Source organism: Sphingomonas cavernae, assembly GCF_003590775.1.
GTDB classification, from domain to species: Bacteria; Pseudomonadota; Alphaproteobacteria; order Sphingomonadales; family Sphingomonadaceae; genus Sphingobium_A; species Sphingobium_A cavernae.
On sequence record NZ_QYUM01000004.1, the window covers coordinates 80,928 to 99,274 of the forward strand.

The window sequence follows — 18,347 nt, forward strand, 5'->3', positions numbered from 1 at the left end:
TGCGCTTCGAACCCTCTTTCTTGTCATTCCCGCGAAAGCGGAAATCCAGGAACACGGAGACCGTGCCGTTTTCTGGGGAGGTGGTGTTCATGGATTCCCGCTTTCGCGGGAATGACGATTTAGGTTTGGACTGAAAAATGTACCAATATGACCAGTACGACCAGTCGATTGTCGATGCCCGCGTCGAGGAATTCCGCGATCAGGTGAAGCGCCGCCTTTCGGGCGCGATCACTGAGGACCAGTTCAAGCCGCTGCGGCTGATGAACGGGCTCTACCTCCAGCTTCACGCGTATATGCTGCGCGTTGCGGTGCCCTATGGCACGCTGAGCAGCCGCCAGATGCATCTGTTGGCGCACATCGCGCGCAAATACGACCGCGGTTACGGCCATTTCACGACGCGCCAGAACATCCAGTATAACTGGATCAAGCTCGAGGACGCGCCCGATATCCTGGCGGAACTCGCCAAGGTCGAGATGCACGCCATCCAGACCAGCGGCAACTGCATCCGCAACATCAGCTCGGATCAATATGCGGGCGCCGCGGCGGACGAGGTGACCGATCCTCGCCCCTGGGCTGAACTGATGCGCCAGTGGTCAACCTTCCATCCCGAGTTCAGCTATCTGCCGCGCAAGTTCAAGATCGCGGTGATTGCGTCCCCCGAGGACCGCGCCGCGATGCGCCTCCACGACATCGGCATCGAGTTGCTGGAAAAAGACGGCAAGCTTGGCGCCAAGGTCTTTGTCGGCGGCGGCATGGGCCGCACCCCGATGATCGCGCCCGAGATCAAGGACTTCGTGGGCGCCGAGGACCTGCTCAGCTATCTCGAGGCCTGCCTGCGCGTTTACAACCGCTATGGCCGGCGCGACAATATCTACAAGGCGCGGATCAAGATCCTCGTCCACGAGATCGGCGCCGACGAGTATCGCCGTCAGGTCGAGGAAGAGTTCGCGCATGTGAAGACGCTGGGCATCGACCCGCCGGTCGCCGAGCTCGAGCGCATCAGTGCCTTCTTCGCCGCGCCCGCATATGAAGCCGGTGCGCCCGACGAGATCGACCTCTCAGACCCCGATTTTCGCATCTGGGTGCAGGCGCAGACCGTCGCGCACAAGCAGCCGGGCTATACGATCGTCAACATCAGCCTGAAGCCGATCGGCGGCATTCCGGGCGACGCCTCGGCCGACCAGATCGACCTGATGGCCGACCTTGCCGAGAAATACAGCTTCGACGAGCTGCGCGTGACGCATGCGCAGAACATCGTGCTGCCCAATGTGAAGAAGGCCGATCTCTACGCGATCTGGCAGGCGCTTGACGCCGCGGGGCTCGCAACGCCCAATCTCGACCTGATCAGCGACATCATCGCCTGCCCCGGGCTCGATTATTGCAGCCTCGCCAATGCGCGTTCGATCCCGGTTGCGCAGAAGATCGCCGAACGCTTCGCCGATCTCGACCGGCAGCGCGACCTGGGTGAGCTCAAGCTCAAGATCTCGGGCTGCATCAACGCCTGCGGCCACCACCATGCCGGCCATATCGGCATCCTTGGCGTCGACCGTAAGGGCACCGAAAACTACCAGTTGCTGCTCGGCGGATCGGGTGCGGAGGATGTCAGCCTCGGCAAGATCACAGGCCCCGGCTTCGACGAGGACGGCGTGGTCGACGCGATCGAGAAGGTCACCGACACTTACAAGGCGCTTCGTGAAGATGGCGAACGCTTCGTCGACACCTATCGCCGCGTCGGCATCGAACCCTTCAAGGAGGCGATCTATGGGTGACAACTTCACCGTCGCCCCAGCGCAGGCTGGGGCCCAGACGATGCCGACACGCATCATGCCGTTTCCCAATATCGCTTGGGCCCCAGCCTGCGCTGGGGCGACGGAGGGTTTTCAGTGAGTAATCCCGTCTCCCTTCACGATCGCACGCTGCACGAGGAGCCGGCGGTCACGCTCGACGCCTTTCTCGATCAGTCGAATGCGACCGCGGTGCGCATCGAACCCGACGAAGATGTCCGCGCCCTCTTTCCCTTTCTTGACCGGCTCGCGCTGATCGAGGTCAGCTTTCCCGCGTTCAGGGACGGCCGCGGCTATTCCGCCGCGCGGATCCTGCGCGAAGCCGGATACAAGGGCGAACTGCGCGCGCAGGGCGATGTGCTCGTCGACCAGATCCCGCTGATGCGACGCTGCGGATTCGACAGTTTCGCGCCCGAACACCCGGTCGATCCCGAGGTGCTGAAGGCCACGCTCGAACGCTACGACCAGTTCTATCAGGGCGCGGCCGACGCCGCGGTGCCCGTATGGAAACGCAGACATGAATCAGCCCTTGCGTAAAATCGACTTTATCGATGCCCGTCCGCGCTTCACCGAGGCGGACGCGATCGCGCTCAACAACCGTTTCCGGGGCACCGATACGGTCGAGATGCTGCGCACGCTGTTCGAGGAAAACAGCCTCGGTCGCATGGCGGTGGTCTCGTCCTTCGGGACCGAAAGCGCCGTGCTGCTTCACCTGATCGCCAGCGCCGATCCGACGGTGCCGGTGCTGTTCGGCGACACGCTCAAGATGTTTCCCGAGACGCTCGACTATCGCGATACGCTGACCGAACTGCTCGGGCTGACCAACGTCATCACCTATCGCCCCGATCCCGAGACGCTCGCGAGGAAGGACGACAAGGAACTGCGCTGGTCCTACGACCCCGATGGCTGCTGCGAGATCCGCAAGGTCATTCCGCTCGAGCGCGAGCTGGCGAATTTCGACGTGTCGATTTCGGGCCGCAAGGGTTTCCAGTCGTCGACGCGCAAGGGTCTTCCGCGCTTCGAGATCGACGGCGATCGCCTAAAGATCAACCCGCTGGCCGACTGGACCAAGGAAGATCTCGAGGCCTATTTCGAGGCGCACGACCTGCCCCGCCACCCGTTGGAGGAAGAAGGCTATCCCTCGATCGGCTGCCAGCCCTGCACGAGCAAGGTCAAGCCCGGCGAGGATCCGCGCGCGGGCCGCTGGCGCGGCTGGGACAAGGTCGAGTGCGGCATCCACACGCCGATCGCCGATCCCGACGATCCCGCGAACCAGCCGGTGTTCTAAGGGTCGGCCGAGGCGATCAGGCGGGCACAGCCAGTCGCGGCTGCCGCGCGAACCAAGGCTCCATCCGCGCGATTGCATCCTCGACGCGGTCGGTCGAGACCGCGAAGCTGAAGCGCATGAAACGGTGTCCGTCAATCGGATCGAAGTCGATGCCGGGCGCGGTGGCGACGCCGGTTTCCTGAAGCAACCGTGTGCAGAATTCCAGGCTATCGTCGGTCAGATGGCCGATATCGGCATAGATGTAGAAGGCACCATCGGGCGGTGCGATCCGGCGCAGACCCATTGCGGGGAGCGCCGCGAGCAACAGGTCGCGGTTGCGCGCATAGGTCGCGACATGCGCTTCCAGTTCCTCGCGGCAGTCAAAGGCCACCAGCCCGGCATGCTGCGCGAGCGAGGGTGGCGTCAGCAACATATTGCCCATCCGCGCGCGCGCCGCGTCGATCAGATCGGTCGGCACCACCAGCCAGCCGAGCCGCCAGCCCGCCATGCTGAAATATTTGGAGAAACTGTTGATGACGAGCGCATCGGGCGTGTCCTGAAGCGCCGAGCGCGCGGGCCCGATATAGCTGAGCCCGTGATAGATCTCGTCCGAAATGATCCTGATGCCGCGCCGCTGGCACACCGCCGCGATGGCACGCATCTCGTCGGCGTCGATGATCGTGCCCGTCGGATTGGCAGGGCTTGCCAGAATGAGCCCGTCGGGCGCAGGCTCGAGCGCCTCGATCGCGCGCGCTGTGACCTGGAAGCGCTCGGCCTCGCCGCAATGCAGCTCGACCGGCTGCATGTGCAGCGCCTTCAATGTGTTGCGATAGGCGACATAGCCCGGCCGCGCGAGCGCGACCCGCGCGCCGGGAGCGAACAGGCACGACAGCGCAAGTACCAGGGCCGGCGATGCGCCACAGGTCAGGATCAACTGCTCGGGGTCGATCTCAACCTCATAGGCATCGCGATAATGCTGCGCGATCCGCGCCTTGAGCCCGGGACTTTCCCAATAGCCCATGCCGTCGGTGTCGAGCACATGGTGCGCGGCCGCGATCGCCGCGGCTGGTGCGCCCGTAGAAGGCTGTCCGAACTCCATGTGGATCACCGATCGGCCCTCGACGGCGAGCCGATGGGCAAGGCGGCTGATGGCGATAGCATGGAAGGGGTCGATCTGCGCGGTCATGCCAACGCCTTACACCTTCGCCAAGGCGAGGCAATTCGTCCCCGTGCATTTTCCATCAACGCGTGGCTTCAGCGAGGCTCGCCGTAAACGCGAAAGCCGGCACGGGTGCGAACGATACGGCCCTATGCCGCAAATGCCATTTCCACCGCCTTATCGTCCGCCTGGTGATCCGGCAGATGATTCATGGACTGGCCGGCAGCCGGCGCATTTTGCACGACCTCATTTTCCACAAGATCCGCACCACGGCGCGGTCCGGGGTACAGCCAGCGTGAAACTGCCACGACCAGACCGACAGCCGCATAGCCACCCAGCACCGCCACGGGATTCCAGAGCAGGCTCGCGCCCAGCACTATGCGCAGAAGCAGCGGGTTAAACCCAAAGTCTTCGCCGAGCGCGGCACACACGCCGAACAGATTGTCCTCTTTGGCAGCGGAAGGGCGGGAGACTTGCATCACTCTTACTCCATAGGGCGGTCGCGTCATCCGATCCGCGACGATCACGAGACCCTACGCAGCATTCATGCCAGAACGAGAAAAGCGTTGGTTTCGGCGATTATGGGCGGGCAATCGCCGAAAACCACCCTTCAAACCGGTGCAATATCCCAAATATTGGCGATTTACGCGCTGGCGTATCCTGCCGCAACCCAAGTGCCGTCCCGATCACCGAGGGGCTTGGGCTGACTGCCGGGCGCAGCGGTCGGCGGATTCGTGGAGATTACGCATCGCCGTCCCACGGAGCGACGGGTGCAAAGATCCTGCCCAGCCATTCGGTGAACAGCCGCACCGGCGCGGGCGTGAGCGCGGCGCGCGGATAGACAGCCTGGATGCTGACGTCGCTCGCGCCTTCATGGTCGCGCAGGACGCGCTGCAACCGTCCGCTGCGCAATTCCCCCGCGATATCCCATGTCGAGCGCAGCGCGATGCCAAGTCCGCTGATCGCCAGTTCGCGCACCACCTCGCTCGAATTGGTGCGCACGATGCTTTCGCCGTCGATCACGCTCAGTCCATCGGGGCCCTCGATACGCCAGGGCAACTGGTTCTCGGCGGCAAGCAAGCGGTGGCGCGCAAGATCCGCCAGCGTCGCGGGCGCGCCTGCTTCGGCCAGATAATCGGGCGCCGTGCACAGGATCCGCCGATTGGCGGCCAACCGATGCGCGACCAGATTGCCCTCCCCCGCGCCGCTGATCCGTATCGCCATGTCGAATCGGCCGCCGACCAGATCGGTGAATCCGTCGCTCAGATCGAGCTCGAGCGCGATCCTCGGATGCTGGTCGAGGAAGGGCTTGATGTGCGGCGCGATGTGCATGCGCCCGAACGATGTCGGTGCGGTCACTCGCAGGCGGCCCGCAGGCACGCCATGCCCCGCGACGCGCGCCTCGGCCTCGCTCGCTGCGGCCAGGATGCGAACGAGGTCGTCGTAGAAGCGCTGTCCCGCCTCGGTCGTCACCAGCCGCCGCGTCGTGCGGTGGGCCAGCCGCGTGCCCAACCGCGCCTCGAGCCGCGCCAGCCGTTTGGAGACCATTGCCGGTGAAAGCCTGAGCGCACGCGCCGCCGCGGAGATGCTGCCGCTTTCGACGACGCGGACGAACAGCGCGTAATCCTGATCCATCTTTTCACCAGAGTTGAAACAGCTTTGTATTTTGATCGTCTACCGATCAAATGAGCAGGATGCTAGACGCTTGTACCCGGCGAAAGAGTATCGGGTTGAACATGCGGGGCATGTTCAACCCGATACTGGTCCAGGAGTCGCGAGCACCGCGGACGGCCACTCTTGGACCCCGGCTTTCGCCGGGGTACTCGGTAAACATTCAGACTGGAGAATCAGGATGACGATGGTCGATCGCGCTGGGCTGAAGGTCGCTGAGGCGCTTGCGGACTTCATCGAGAGCCGCGCGCTGCCCGGCACCGGCGTCAACGCGGACGCCTTCTGGGCCGGCGCCGCCGCCATCTTCGCGAACTTCGCTCCCGAGAATCGCGCATTGCTGGCGCACCGCGACATGCTGCAGGAGAAGATCGACGCATGGCACGCCGAGCGCGTCGGCCAGCCGATCGACGGCGACGCCTATCGCGGCTTTCTGGAAGAGATTGGCTATCTGGCGCCCGAACCAGCGCCCTTCACCATTGGCACGACCAATGTTGATCCCGAGGTCGCGACGCTCGCCGGGCCGCAGCTCGTCGTCCCCATTCTCAATGCTCGCTTCCTGCTCAACGCCGCCAACGCGCGCTGGGGCAGCCTTTATGATGCGTTCTACGGCACCGACGCGATTCCCGGAACGCCTGCGGGCAAGGGCTATGACGCGGCGCGCGGCGCACAGGTGATCGCACACGCCAAGGCGTTTCTCGACGAGGCGGTGCCGCTTGCCGAAGGGCGCTGGGCGGATCTTTCGAACGTTGAGCAAGGCATCGCGATCCGCGATCCCGGCCAATATGTCGGCAAGTCCGAACGCGGCCGCCTGTTCCGCCACAACGGGCTCCACATCGAAGTCGTCTTCGACCGCGATCATCCGATCGGCAGGGACGACCCGGCGGGGATCGCCGACGTCATTCTCGAATCCGCGCTGACGACGATCTGCGATCTCGAAGATTCGATCGCCGCCGTCGATGCCGGGGACAAGGTCGCGGCCTATGCCAACTGGCTAGGCCTGATGAAGGGCGATCTTGAGGATACGTTCGAGAAGAACGGCGCAATTATGACGCGGCAGCTCAACGCCGACCGGAGCTACACGGCGCCCGACGGCGCGACCGTCACGCTGCCCGGCCGCAGCCTGCTCTTCGTGCGCAATGTCGGCCATCTCATGACGACGCCCGCGGTTGTCCTTGCCGATGGCAGCGAAGCTCCCGAGGGTATCCTTGACGGCATCGTCACCAGCCTGATCGCGCTGCATGACCTGAAAGCCACCGGGGGCCCGCGCAACAGCAAGGCGGGCTCGGTCTATATCGTGAAGCCGAAGATGCACGGCCCTGACGAGGCTGCTTTCACCAACCGCCTGTTCGACGCCGTCGAGGATCTGCTTGGGCTTACGCGCCACACGCTGAAGGTCGGCGTGATGGACGAGGAGCGCCGCACCTCGGCCAATCTCGCCGCGTGCATCCATGCGGTAAAGGACCGCATCTGCTTCATCAATACGGGCTTCCTCGACCGCACCGGCGACGAGATGCACACGTCGATGCAGGCAGGGCCGATGATCCCCAAGGCGGAGATGAAAGCGAGCGTCTGGATCCAGGCCTATGAGGACCGTAATGTTCGCATCGGCCTTCGCCATGGCCTGTCGGGCCGCGCGCAGATCGGCAAGGGCATGTGGGCCGCGCCCGATCGCATGGGAGACATGATGGAGCAGAAGATCGGCCACCCCAGGGCGGGCGCCAACACCGCCTGGGTGCCCTCGCCCACCGCGGCGACGCTTCATGCGATCCATTATCACCAGGTCGACGTCTTTGCGGTGCAGGAGACGTTGAAGAGTGACGCAATCCCCGGCCTGGACAGACTGCTCACCATCCCGCTCGCCTTGGGCCGCAACTGGACCGAGGAAGAGATCACGCGCGAGCTCGACAATAATGCGCAAGGCATTCTCGGCTATGTCGTGCGCTGGGTCGATCAGGGCGTCGGCTGCTCGAAGGTTCCCGACATCAACGATATCGGGCTGATGGAGGATCGTGCGACGCTGCGCATATCGTCGCAGCACATGGCCAACTGGCTGCTCCACGGCGTCGCGACCACCGACCAGGCCGAAGCGGCGCTACGCCGCATGGCCGAGAAGGTCGATGGCCAGAATGAAGGCGATCCGCTCTACCGGCCGATGTCGGGCCGCGAGGACCAGAGCCTGGCCTTCCAGGCCGCACACGCGCTTGTGTTCGAGGGCGATTCGCAGCCCAATGGCTATACCGAACCGCTGCTCCACCGCTATCGGGCGGAGGTGAAGGCGCGGGGGTAACGCGGCTTCGCGGGGCGCCCGCATGATCCGTCATGCTGAACTTGTTTCAGCATCCATGAACGCGGACCTGAAAGAACAACGTTCAGAATCGTGTTCATGGATCCCGGATCAAGTCCGGGATGACGACAAAATTTCGGTTTAGGGCAAGGCCGCAAGTTTTGCTCTCGGCCGCAACAGATACCCAATCATTGCCCTCCCCAAATGCCGCCCCATATTCAGGCGCATGACAGCCTTCTCCATTCTCGACCTCTCCTCGATCGTCGAGGGCAGCAATGCGGGCCAGGCGCTCGCCAACTCGCTCGATCTCGCGCGCCATGCCGAGGCGCTGGGCTACACGCGCTTCTGGATGGCCGAGCATCACGGGATGGATGGCATCGCGAGCGCGGCGACCGCGGTCGCGCTTGCGCATGTTGCCGGCGGCACCTCGACGATCCGCGTGGGCGCGGGCGGGATCATGCTACCCAACCATTCGCCGCTGGTGATCGCCGAGCAGTTCGGCACGCTGAATGCGCTCCACCCCGGCCGGATCGATCTTGGACTTGGCCGCGCGCCGGGTTCGGACATGAACGTCGCTCGGGCGCTCCGCCGCAATCTCGACACCGATCCCAACCAGTTTCCGCGCGACGTGGTCGAGCTTCAGGCCTATTTCGCTGGCGATCCGCAGCTTGGCATCCGCGCGGTCCCCGGTGCGGGCGAGAAGGTCCCGCTCTACATTCTTGGATCGAGCCTGTTCGGCGCGCAACTCGCGGCCATCCTCGGCCTGCCCTATGCCTTTGCCGCGCATTTCGCGCCGGGTGATCTGGACGAGGCGATCGCGCTGTACCGTCGCAACTTCCAGCCCTCCGCGCAGCTCGCCCAGCCCTATGTGATGGCGGGCTTCAATATCTTCGCCGCCGATACCGATGAAGAGGCCGAACTGCTCGCCAGCTCGATGCAGCAGGCGTTCGTCGCGCTTCGCACGGGTAATCCGCGGCAGCTCCCGCCGTCCGTGCCCGGCTACCGCGCCACGCTGCCCCCGCCGGCAGTCGCAATGCTCGATCATGTCCTGCAAGCATCGGCGGTTGGATCGTTCGACACCGTACGCAACAAGGTCGAGGCCTTTATCGAACGTACGAAGGCGGACGAGCTAATCATCGCGTGCCAGATGTTCGACCATGAGGCGCGCAAACGTTCCTATGCGATCGCGATGGACGTCCACAACGCGCTCGCGGAGACCGTCGCCGCCTAGCCCTTCAGCTCTATCCGGCGCGTGATGCTGACCGCGTCGAGGAAATCGCTGTCGTGACTGACCACCAGCAGCGCGCCGTCGAACGCGTTGAGCGCCGCCTCCACCGCTTCGGTCGAGGCGATGTCGAGATGGTTGGTCGGCTCGTCGAGCATCAGCAGTTCGGGCGGCGCGCTTCCCCCGAGCACACAGGCAAGCCCCGCCCGCAGCATCTCACCGCCGCTGAGTTCACCGACCCGACGCAGCGCCGCATCGGCGCGAAACAGGAAGCGCGCGAGCGCCGCGCGGCAGCCATTCTCGCTCTCGCCGGGATTGAGCCGCCGGTAATTGTCGAGGATCGTCTGCGCAGGGTCGAGCAGCGCGACCTGCTGGTCGAGCAGCGTCACGCGGCCGCGCCGAACCTGTCCGGAAAAGGGCGCAAGTTCGCCGCTCGCCAGCCGCAGCAGCGTCGATTTTCCGGAGCCGTTGGGGCCTGTCAGCGCCACACGCTCGGGCCCGACAATCGTGAAGCTCAGATCGTGCAGAACCGCATGATTGGGCGCGGGGCCGCCGGTTACATGATCGAAGGCGAGCACAGTGCGTCCCGCGGGCAAGCCGCTCGGCGCGATCTCGAAGCGCAGCGCACGCAATTGCTCCACGCCCGCGCGTGCGTCGTCCAGAGCCTCGGCTGCATCGCCGCGCAGCCGGTCAGCGAGGCGGTTGGCGCTGCCCCCGCTCCGCTCGGCGCGATCCTCACGCGCACCCAGCAGGATCTTCGGCATGCCGCCCTTGGCAGCGTTCCGCCGGCCCGCGGCATCGCGCCGTGCCTTGCGTTCGCGCGCGAGCTGCACCTCGCGGTCGACGCGCTTCGTCTCTTTCTGCGCGTTTTCGAGCTGACGCTCGGCCGCCGCCAGTTCCTCCGCCTTCTGCGCGGCAAAATGATCCCAGTTCCCGCCATAGGATTTGAGCCCGAGCGTCGTCAACTCGACGATCCGATCCATTTCGCGCAGCAGCGCGCGATCGTGGCTGACGACGATCGCGCCGCCGCGCCAGTCGCGCAGCACGCGCGCCACCGCCGTCCGGCCCTCGGCATCGAGATTGTTGGTCGGTTCATCGAGCAGGATCAGGTCGGGCTCGGCGAAGATCAGCGCAGCAAGCGCGGCGCGCGTGCGCTGGCCGCCGCTTAGGGTGGCGAGCGGCCGGTCCACGGTCACGCCCGCGAGCCCGACCTGCTCAAGCGCTTCGTCGATACGTGGTTCGATCGTCCAGTCTGCTTGCGCCAGATCCTCTGCAGAGCCTGTTCCCCCTTCCGCGCGGGCAGTTGCGTCAAGCACCGCGCGCACGCCGAACAGGTCCGCGACGTTTTCGTGCGATGCAACCTGCACAATCTGACGCAATGTGCCAACGACGCCTGTACGGACGACCTCGCCCGAACCCGGCGCGAATTCGCCCGCAGCAAGGCGCAGCAGCGTCGACTTGCCCACGCCGTTGCGGCCGATCAGCCCCGCACGCTCGCGCCCGAAGCCGGTCGTTATGTCAGTGAAAAGTGGCCGACCGTCAGCGGTCGAAAAGCTCACATTGCGGAAGGTAACAAGCGAAGACATGCGTGGAATCCGATCGAATCTGGCTGGCAGGAATGACTGTCAGTCTCTTGATCCGCATCGAACTTTCCTTCGCTTGTTATTCGGCAGCGGAGATAGAGCCCGGGCGATCGCAATTCAATGACCTTGCGATTGCGGCCGACCGGCTTGGCGCTATCATCGCTCGCCATGACCGAGCCCGTCCTCACGCCCGTCAAATATGATGCGTTCGTGGCAGACATCCACACGCTCGCCGCTGCGCTTGCCGGTAGTGAATGGCAGCCCGGCTTCATCATCGGAATAGGTCGCGGGGGGCTCGTGCCCGCAACCTATTTGTCGCACGCCTGCGGCATCCCGCTGCTTTCGATCGACCACTCAACCGGCATTGATGGCTTCGGCAACCGGCTGCTTGCCGAACTGGCGAGCCAGACAAGAGATGGGACGAAACTGCTCGTGGTCGATGACATCAATGACAGCGGCCGCACGATCGCCCATGTCCGGGGTGCGATCCGGGAGGCTGGCGGCGTCGCCGACAACATCCACTACGCGGTGCTGATCGACAACATCGTCTCGACCGAGCGCGTCGACTATTGCGCGCGCCGGATCGATCGCACCGTCACCAAGGACTGGTTCGTCTTTCCCTGGGAAGCCGTAGCCGACCGCGAAAGCGTGCTGCGCGATGCCGCCGAAGTGCCCGAGCGGATCGCGTAGACTGCATGCGAGATTGAAACACCTTCCCGTCATTCCCGCGAAAGCGGGAATCCCGCTTCTCCTTAAAGCCGGCATACAGGCAGCGGGATCCCCGCTTTCGCGGGGATGACGATTGAAGCTTGGTGAAATCGACCCTAGCGCCGTTTCCCCTGGTGCCGGATATTGGCTGGCCGGCCTCGCCGCACGATCGGCCGCCCGCGTTTATCGCGGCTTCCCCTTGGTGATGGCGCCGCGCCGCGCCCCTCGGGCAGCTCGAAGCGCAGCGCGCCGTTCACCGGATTGGCCTCGGCCAGCCTGAGCTGAAGCCGCTGTCCGGTCGCATAGACCGTCTCGCTGTCTTCGCCCGTCAGGCTGTGCGTCGTCTCGTCATAGCGAAAATATTCGCCACCAAGGTCGCGCACGGGCACCAGCCCGTCGCCGCCCAGCCCCTCGACCGTCGCGAAGAAGCCGAAATTCTGGACGCCGGTGATGCGCACGTCGAGCACTTCGCCCACCTTTTCGCTCAGATAGGCGGCGACGTAGCGGTCCATCGTGTCGCGCTCGGCCTCCATGGCGCGGCGCTCGAGCTGGCTGATCGCCTCGCCGATGCGCGGCATTGTCGCGGCCTCATCGGCGGTAAGTCCGCCCTCGCCCAGCTTATAGGCACTTGTCAGCGAGCGGTGGACGACAAGGTCCGCATAGCGGCGGATCGGCGAGGTGAAATGCCCATAGGATCCGAGCGACAACCCGAAATGTCCCTGATTGACGGGCGCATAATAGGCCTGGGTCTGGGTGCGCAGAATCTGTTCCATCACCTGCGGCTTGTGATCGGCCTCGCCCACGCGCGCGATTACGTGATTGAAAGTCTCCGGACGGATCACCTGCCCCAGCGCGAATTCAAGCCCGAAGGTCTTCAGATACTCCTTGAGCGCAACCAGCTTTTCGCGCGCCGGCGGCTCATGGACGCGGTACATGACGGGCGCCTTCTTCGCCTCGAGCGCCTTCGCCGCCGCGACATTCGCCGCAATCATGTAATCCTCGATCAGCTTGTGCGCATCGAGCCGTTCGCGCGGCGCGACCGAGAGGATGCGCCCCTTTTCGTCGAGCGATATCTGGCGTTCGGGCAGGTCGAGATCGAGCGGTTCACGCTTCTCGCGCGCCTTGTAGAGCGCGCGCCAGCACGCCCAGAGCGGCTTGAGCGCATTCTCGACCAGCGCCGGATCGACACCATGCCCTGCAAGGTCGGCGGGAGCGAGCGCGCAGGGTGAGGACGCGACGTCGACGCGTTCCTCGCCCGTCGCGTCGATCGCGGCCTGCGCGTTCTCATAGGCGATGTTCGCCGACAGCCGCACCACCGCGCGCGTGAAGCGCCAGCCCTTGATCTGGCCGTCCTTCGAGATCGTCAGATGGCATACCATCGCCGCGCGGTCCTGCCCGGCTTTCAACGAGCAGACATCGGCCGAAAGTATCTCGGGCAGCATCGGCACGACGCGATCGGGGAAATACACGCTGTTGCCACGCTTCTTCGCCTCGCGATCGAGCGCCGAGCCCGGACGCACATAGAAGCTCACATCGGCAATCGCGACGATCGCCTTCCAGCCGCCCGGATTGCCCGCATCGTCATCGGGCGTGGCCCAGACCGCATCGTCATGGTCGCGCGCATCGGCAGGATCGATCGCAACGATCGGTAGATGGCGCAGGTCCTCGCGATCCTTGCCGAGATCGAGTTTTGCGACGGTCTTCGCCTCTTCCAGCACCTCGTCCGGAAAGACGTGCGGGATGCCGAGCTTGTGGATCGCGATCAGCGAGAAGCTGCGCGGTTCGAAGGGATCGCCGAGCTTCTGCGTCACGCGCGCGGTGATGCGCGGCGGCCGCCCGGTCTTCTCGGCGAGCACGAGGTCGCCCGCTTCCGCGCCGCCAAGGTCGGAGATCGCGAGGTCGCGCCGTTCCTTCTTGTCGAGCCCCTTGAGCCAGAACTTGCCGCCTTCGTCGTGGATCACGCCCATCATGAGCTCGGACCCGCGCGCGAGCTGCTTCAGCGGATGCGCGATCCAGCCCTTGCCCGCCTCCTCGGTCCGCGCGAGCACGCGGTCGCCGACGCCCAGCGCGCCCTTCCGGCTCTTTTCCTTGAGGCGCAGGCGCGGCTCCGGCCCTTCGGCCTCCCAGCGTTCAGGCACCGCCCAGGCCTGCCCGTCCTCGTCGACATCAGTAACGCGCAGCACCGTCACCTTGGGGATTCCGCCCATCCTGTGAAAGGCGCGGCCGGGGGCGCTGTCTATGAGCCCTTCATCGGCCATGTCCTTCAGCAACGCCTTGAGCGCGATCTTTTCGTTGCCCTTCAGCCCGAACGCCTTGGCGATCTCACGCTTGCCCGCGGGCTGGTCGGAGCCGGTGATAAAATCCAGGATTTGCTGGCGGGTCGGGAGCCCTGCCTGTGTTTGTTTCGCCATCGCACTCACATAGGCTTTCGTCGACGGGCGTCCAACGGATAAGACGGGCAAATGGTCCACGATCTCCTCATCGTCGGCGGCGGCATCAACGGCACCGCGATCGCGCGCGAGGCCGCGCTCAGCGGTTTGTCGGTGCTGCTCGTCGATGTCGCTTCCGAAGCGGACATGGGCGCCGATCCATCGCTGGAACGGCGCGTCGGCGACTGGCTCAGTAAGCGCGCCCGATCAGGATCCGCTCAACCGCAGGGGCGCCCGTGAAGAAGCACGGCCCGTCGACGGGGCGCGCGTCGTTGGGGACATTGCGCATCGTCAGCTTCAATGTCTTGAGCTTCTCGACGATGTCCTCGAGCGCATCGCCCGTGGGCTTGGACCATTGCACCTCGACCCAGCCGGCGAACTTGCCCGCCTTGTCGTAGAATGCCTTGAGTCCCGCGAAATCGGCTACGTCGCGCGTGATGTTGCCATCGGTGCGTGCCTTGGCCTCGGCGAAGAGCGAGGACTGGATATCCTCGAGCGCCGCCGCCGCCGCACCGACGAATTCGCCCTGCGGCCGAATCTCCGAGGCCAGCTTGCCGCCCTGGTCATAGAGACGGTCGCGGCGCAGCACCGAGACATTGCCGCCCGCGACATCGCGCGGGCCGACCTCAACGATCAGCGGCGCGCCCTTCTTGACCCAGGCCCAGCGCTTGTTCGAAGCCTTTTGCGCGCGCGCATCGAGCAGCGCGCGGACCGGTTCGCCGAACGCCGAAAGCGCGTTGAGATCGCGGACCAGCGCCTTGCAGTAATCGAGCACCGCCTCGTCCTCGTCATTGTCGCGCAGCATCGGCACGATGACGATCTGGTGCGGCGCCACGCGCGGCGGCACGCGCAGCCCGTCATCGTCGCCATGCGTCATGATCAGCCCGCCGATCATCCGCGTCGACATGCCCCAGCTCGTCGTCTGGGCAAGTTCGAGCTCGCCTTCCTTGTTCTGGAACCTGATGTTCTGCGCGGCCGAGAAATTGGTGCCGAGGAAGTGGCTGGTGCCCGCCTGGAGCGCCTTGCCATCCTGCATCATCGCCTCGATCGAATAGGTCGCGACAGCGCCCGGGAAGCGCTCATGCTCAGGCTTCTCGCCCGCGACTACGGGCATCGCCACGCAATCCTCGGCGAAAGCGCGATAGACTTCGAGCATCTTCAGCGTTTCCTCGCGCGCCTCGGCCTCGCTCGCGTGTGCGGTATGCCCTTCCTGCCAGAGGAATTCGCTGGTGCGCAGGAACATGCGCGTGCGCATTTCCCAGCGCACGACATTCGCCCACTGGTTGATGAGCACCGGCAGGTCGCGCCAGCTCTGCACCCAGCGTGCAAAGGCGGTGCCGATCACCGTTTCCGAGGTCGGACGCACGACCAGCGGCTCTTCCAGCTTCGCCTCGGGATCGGGGATCAGCCCGCCCTTGCCGTCGGCGACCAGCCGGTGGTGCGTGACGACCGCCATTTCCTTTGCGAAACCATCGACATGCTCGGCCTCCTTCGCAAAATAGCCGAGCGGAATGAAGATCGGGAAATAGCAGTTCTCATGCCCCGTTGCCTTGATCTGGGCGTCGAGCAGCTTCTGGATCCGTTCCCAGATGCCATAGCCCCAGGGACGGATGACCATGCAGCCGCGCACCCCCGATTCCTCGGCGAGATCGCCCTCGGCGATGACGGCCTGATACCAGGCGGCGAAATCCTGTTCGCGGGTGACGTTAAGCGCGTGTTTGACGGCCACGGAAGATTCTCGCTCTAAAGTTGATTGCGCCGCTTAGGGGAGAAGTGCGCAGAGATTCAACACTCTTGACGTCATCCCGGCGAAAGCTGGGATCTCCCTTCCGCTTTATCCATAGCCAAGGCAATGAGATTCCAGCTTTCGCTGGAATGACGCGAAAGGTTGAATTGAGCCGATGTCGGACTAAAGCCTCCGCATGGCCGAAACCGCAGCGCATCCCCATCGCCCTCTGTACGCTCTCGGCCTGCGGCTCACCGCGGTCTTCTTCCTCGCCAGCATGAGCGCGCTGATCAAGCTGGCGTCGACGCGCGGCGTAAACCTGGTGGAAGCCATATTCTTCCGCCAGTTCTTCGCCCTCCCCGTGGTGATCCTCTGGGTGATGGCGGGCCCGGGGCTGGGTTCGCTGCGCACCGCCCGTATCGGCGCCCATGCCTGGCGCACCGTTGCGGGGCTCATCGGGATGATCGGGACATTCGGTTCGATCATCCTGCTGCCGCTCGCCGAACAGACGACGCTCGGCTTCACCGTGCCTATCTTCGCGACCATTCTCTCGGTGGCCTTCCTCGGCGAGAAAGCGGGGATCCACCGCTGGGGCGCGGTGCTGGTCGGGTTTATCGGCGTGCTGATCGTCGTTCAGCCGGGCAGCAGCCATATTCCGCTTATTGGCGCGATCGTCGGCCTCTCCTCCGCCTTAATGATCGCAGTGGTCAGCATATTGCTGCGCCAGATAGGTCGCACCGAGGCGGCGCCCACCACGGTCTTCTGGTTCTCGTTCCTGTCCGTCCCCCCGGCCGGCATCGTCTATTTTTTCTTCGCGCAGCCGCACGATCTGGCGGAGTGGCTGCTGCTCGCCGGCATCGGCATTGCTGGTGGTTTTGGCCAGATGGCGTTGAGCGGCGCGCTGCGCTGGGGCCCCGTCTCGCTCGTGGTGCCGATGGATTATTCAAGCCTGATCTGGGCGACGCTCTATGGCTGGCTGCTCTTCAGCGCGCTGCCGACCACGGCGACCTGGATAGGCGCCCCGATCATCGTTGTCAGCGGACTCTATATCGTCTGGCGCGAACACAGACTCAGCCGGCACAATACCGACCTGGCGACAGCGGCCGCCGACTGAACCCGGCGTCAGCCCGCGCCGCCGGACGCAAATTCCGTCCTGCTTGCCGCACGGCCCTGTGAGCCGCAGTGCATCCATGTATTTCTGCCGCCGTCAGCAAATGCCCGTCCGGGTACGCCACATGGGCAGCAGAATAACTGCGCCCATAGACGCCGCTTATACTCTATAATTTCAAGAGGTTAACAATGGCTACTATTCGTGGAACCATTAATGGCGACACACTCAGGGGAACTTCTCTGATTGACAGCATTTTCGGAAACGCCGGAGACGACTTTATCTACGCCGGACTTGGCAATGACTATATCGAGGGCGGCGACGGCATGGACTCGATTTATGGCGAGGGCGGCAACGATTTCCTGAAGGGTGGCGGCGGCGACGATCTGCTGGATGGCGGCGACGGCAATGACAGCTTCGACGGCGGGCCGGGGCACGACCGCATGATCGGCGGGCTCGGCAACGACATCTTCGAGGGCAAGGATGGCAACGACACGCTCGATGGTGGCGACGGGCACGACATGATGCTGGGCGACATCGGCAACGATACGCTCAAGGGCGGCGCGGGACGCGACTATCTCGACGGCGGCGATGGCGACGACATCATCTATGCGGGTGACGGCGACGACGGCTTTCTCAACGAGATCAATCCCGGCACCGGCAAGATGACCACCATGGCGGTCAGCGGCGGCGCCGGCCACGACACGATCTATGGCGAAGGCGGCAATGACAAGCTGAAGGGCCAGTCGGGCGATGACCGGGTCTATGGCGGCATCGGCAACGATCTTGTTGACGGCGGCGACGGCAACAACCTGCTCGATGGCGGCGATGGCGACGACGTTCTCGATGCCGAGATCGGCGTTGACCAGATGTACGGCGGCGCCGGCAAGGACAAGATCGAGGCAGGTGGCGGCAATGATTATGTCGACGGAGGCACCGGCAACGACACGATCAGCGGAGAGGCTGGCGACGACCGACTGTTCGGCGGCGACCATGACGACCTGTTCTACGGTGGCGATGGCAAGGATCAGATCAATGGCGGCAGCGGCTTCGACAAGCTGATCGGAGAGGCTGGCGCCGATCGCCTGTGGGGCGGCACCGAAACCGACTGGTTCGTGTTCAAGGGTGCCGGCGCACTGGACGGCAGCGTCGACAGAATCGAGGATTTCCAGGACGGCGTCGACAAGGTTGTGCTCGAGAAGCTCGGCATAACCCGTTACGCGGCGGGTGGCGCCGATGGTACGGTATTCGCGACAAATGCGGCAGATGGCGGCGTCGTCCTTCACGGCGTCACCTCGGCGGGGCTGTCGCTCACCATCGAGATCGCGGATCCGCTCGGCAATCTGAGCGCGGCGAACTTTTCCGGCTCGGACTTCCTGTTCGCCTGATCACCGAGCACTGGC

General features: G+C 64.5%; 15 protein-coding genes. 9 read left to right on the top strand and 6 right to left on the bottom strand.

Annotated features, from left to right (window positions below; genetic code table 11):
* Positions 1–137: 137 nt before the first annotated feature.
* From D3876_RS15655 to D3876_RS15665, 3 genes are all read left to right on the top strand, one after another.
* The gene (locus D3876_RS15655) at positions 138–1,769 is read left to right on the top strand and encodes a nitrite/sulfite reductase (RefSeq protein ID WP_119764078.1); all 1,632 of its coding nucleotides are present in this window, start codon (positions 138–140) and stop codon (positions 1,767–1,769) included.
* A 114-nt stretch (positions 1,770–1,883) separates the two neighbouring features.
* On the top strand, positions 1,884–2,321 hold the full coding sequence (locus D3876_RS15660) for a DUF934 domain-containing protein (RefSeq protein ID WP_119764080.1): 438 nt from the start codon (positions 1,884–1,886) through the stop codon (positions 2,319–2,321).
* On the top strand, positions 2,302–3,072 hold the full coding sequence (locus D3876_RS15665; RefSeq protein WP_119764082.1) for a phosphoadenylyl-sulfate reductase: 771 nt from the start codon (positions 2,302–2,304) through the stop codon (positions 3,070–3,072). Before D3876_RS15660 ends, D3876_RS15665 begins: the two co-directional genes overlap by 20 nt.
* 16 nt (positions 3,073–3,088) lie before the next feature.
* Here the strand turns inward: D3876_RS15665 and D3876_RS15670 are convergent, their stop codons facing one another.
* From D3876_RS15670 to D3876_RS15680, 3 genes are all read right to left on the bottom strand, one after another.
* A complete protein-coding gene (locus D3876_RS15670; protein ID WP_119764084.1) occupies positions 3,089–4,237 on the bottom strand; it encodes an aminotransferase class I/II-fold pyridoxal phosphate-dependent enzyme in 1,149 nt (382 codons plus the stop codon).
* Positions 4,238–4,359: 122 nt separating this feature from the next.
* On the bottom strand, positions 4,360–4,689 hold the full coding sequence (locus D3876_RS15675) for a PspC domain-containing protein (RefSeq protein WP_182912035.1): 330 nt from the start codon (positions 4,687–4,689) through the stop codon (positions 4,360–4,362).
* A gap of 262 nt (positions 4,690–4,951) precedes the next feature.
* On the bottom strand, positions 4,952–5,845 hold the full coding sequence (locus D3876_RS15680) for a LysR family transcriptional regulator (protein WP_119764088.1): 894 nt from the start codon (positions 5,843–5,845) through the stop codon (positions 4,952–4,954).
* A gap of 217 nt (positions 5,846–6,062) precedes the next feature.
* On the opposite strand from D3876_RS15680, the gene D3876_RS15685 reads away from it, so the two are divergent.
* Positions 6,063–8,168 carry a malate synthase G gene (locus tag D3876_RS15685; RefSeq protein WP_119764090.1) on the top strand — a complete coding sequence of 702 codons (2,106 nt, stop codon included), beginning with the start codon at positions 6,063–6,065 and terminating at the stop codon, positions 8,166–8,168.
* 223 nt (positions 8,169–8,391) lie between these two features.
* On the top strand, positions 8,392–9,396 hold the full coding sequence (locus D3876_RS15690) for an LLM class flavin-dependent oxidoreductase (protein WP_119764092.1): 1,005 nt from the start codon (positions 8,392–8,394) through the stop codon (positions 9,394–9,396).
* Here D3876_RS15690 and D3876_RS15695 read toward each other — a convergent pair.
* Positions 9,393–10,976, bottom strand: a complete 1,584-nt coding sequence (locus tag D3876_RS15695; RefSeq protein WP_119764094.1) for an ABC-F family ATP-binding cassette domain-containing protein — start codon at positions 10,974–10,976, stop codon at positions 9,393–9,395. The two genes, D3876_RS15690 and D3876_RS15695, sit on opposite strands and share 4 nt — an antisense overlap.
* A gap of 165 nt (positions 10,977–11,141) precedes the next feature.
* Here D3876_RS15695 and D3876_RS15700 point away from each other — a divergent pair, with 165 nt between their 5' ends.
* Positions 11,142–11,663: a phosphoribosyltransferase gene (locus D3876_RS15700; RefSeq protein ID WP_119765537.1), complete on the top strand. Its 522-nt coding sequence runs from the start codon at positions 11,142–11,144 to the stop codon at positions 11,661–11,663.
* Positions 11,664–11,797: 134 nt separating this feature from the next.
* On the opposite strand, the gene rnr is transcribed toward D3876_RS15700, so the two are convergent.
* Positions 11,798–14,092, bottom strand: a complete 2,295-nt coding sequence (gene rnr / locus D3876_RS15705) for a ribonuclease R (RefSeq protein WP_119764096.1) — start codon at positions 14,090–14,092, stop codon at positions 11,798–11,800.
* A gap of 51 nt (positions 14,093–14,143) precedes the next feature.
* Here rnr and D3876_RS21070 point away from each other — a divergent pair, with 51 nt between their 5' ends.
* Entirely contained in the window at positions 14,144–14,350 is a 207-nt protein-coding gene (locus tag D3876_RS21070; protein ID WP_182912096.1) for an FAD-dependent oxidoreductase, read from the top strand.
* On the opposite strand, the gene D3876_RS15715 is transcribed toward D3876_RS21070, so the two are convergent.
* On the bottom strand, positions 14,301–15,839 hold the full coding sequence (locus tag D3876_RS15715) for an aminoacyl--tRNA ligase-related protein (protein ID WP_119764098.1): 1,539 nt from the start codon (positions 15,837–15,839) through the stop codon (positions 14,301–14,303). The genes D3876_RS21070 and D3876_RS15715 overlap by 50 nt on opposite strands.
* Positions 15,840–16,032: 193 nt before the next feature.
* On the opposite strand from D3876_RS15715, the gene D3876_RS15720 reads away from it, so the two are divergent.
* On the top strand, positions 16,033–16,950 hold the full coding sequence (locus tag D3876_RS15720) for a DMT family transporter (RefSeq protein WP_119764100.1): 918 nt from the start codon (positions 16,033–16,035) through the stop codon (positions 16,948–16,950).
* Between the two features lie 185 nt (positions 16,951–17,135).
* A complete protein-coding gene (locus D3876_RS15725; protein WP_119764102.1) occupies positions 17,136–18,332 on the top strand; it encodes a calcium-binding protein in 1,197 nt (398 codons plus the stop codon).
* The last annotated feature ends 15 nt before the right edge of the window (positions 18,333–18,347 follow it).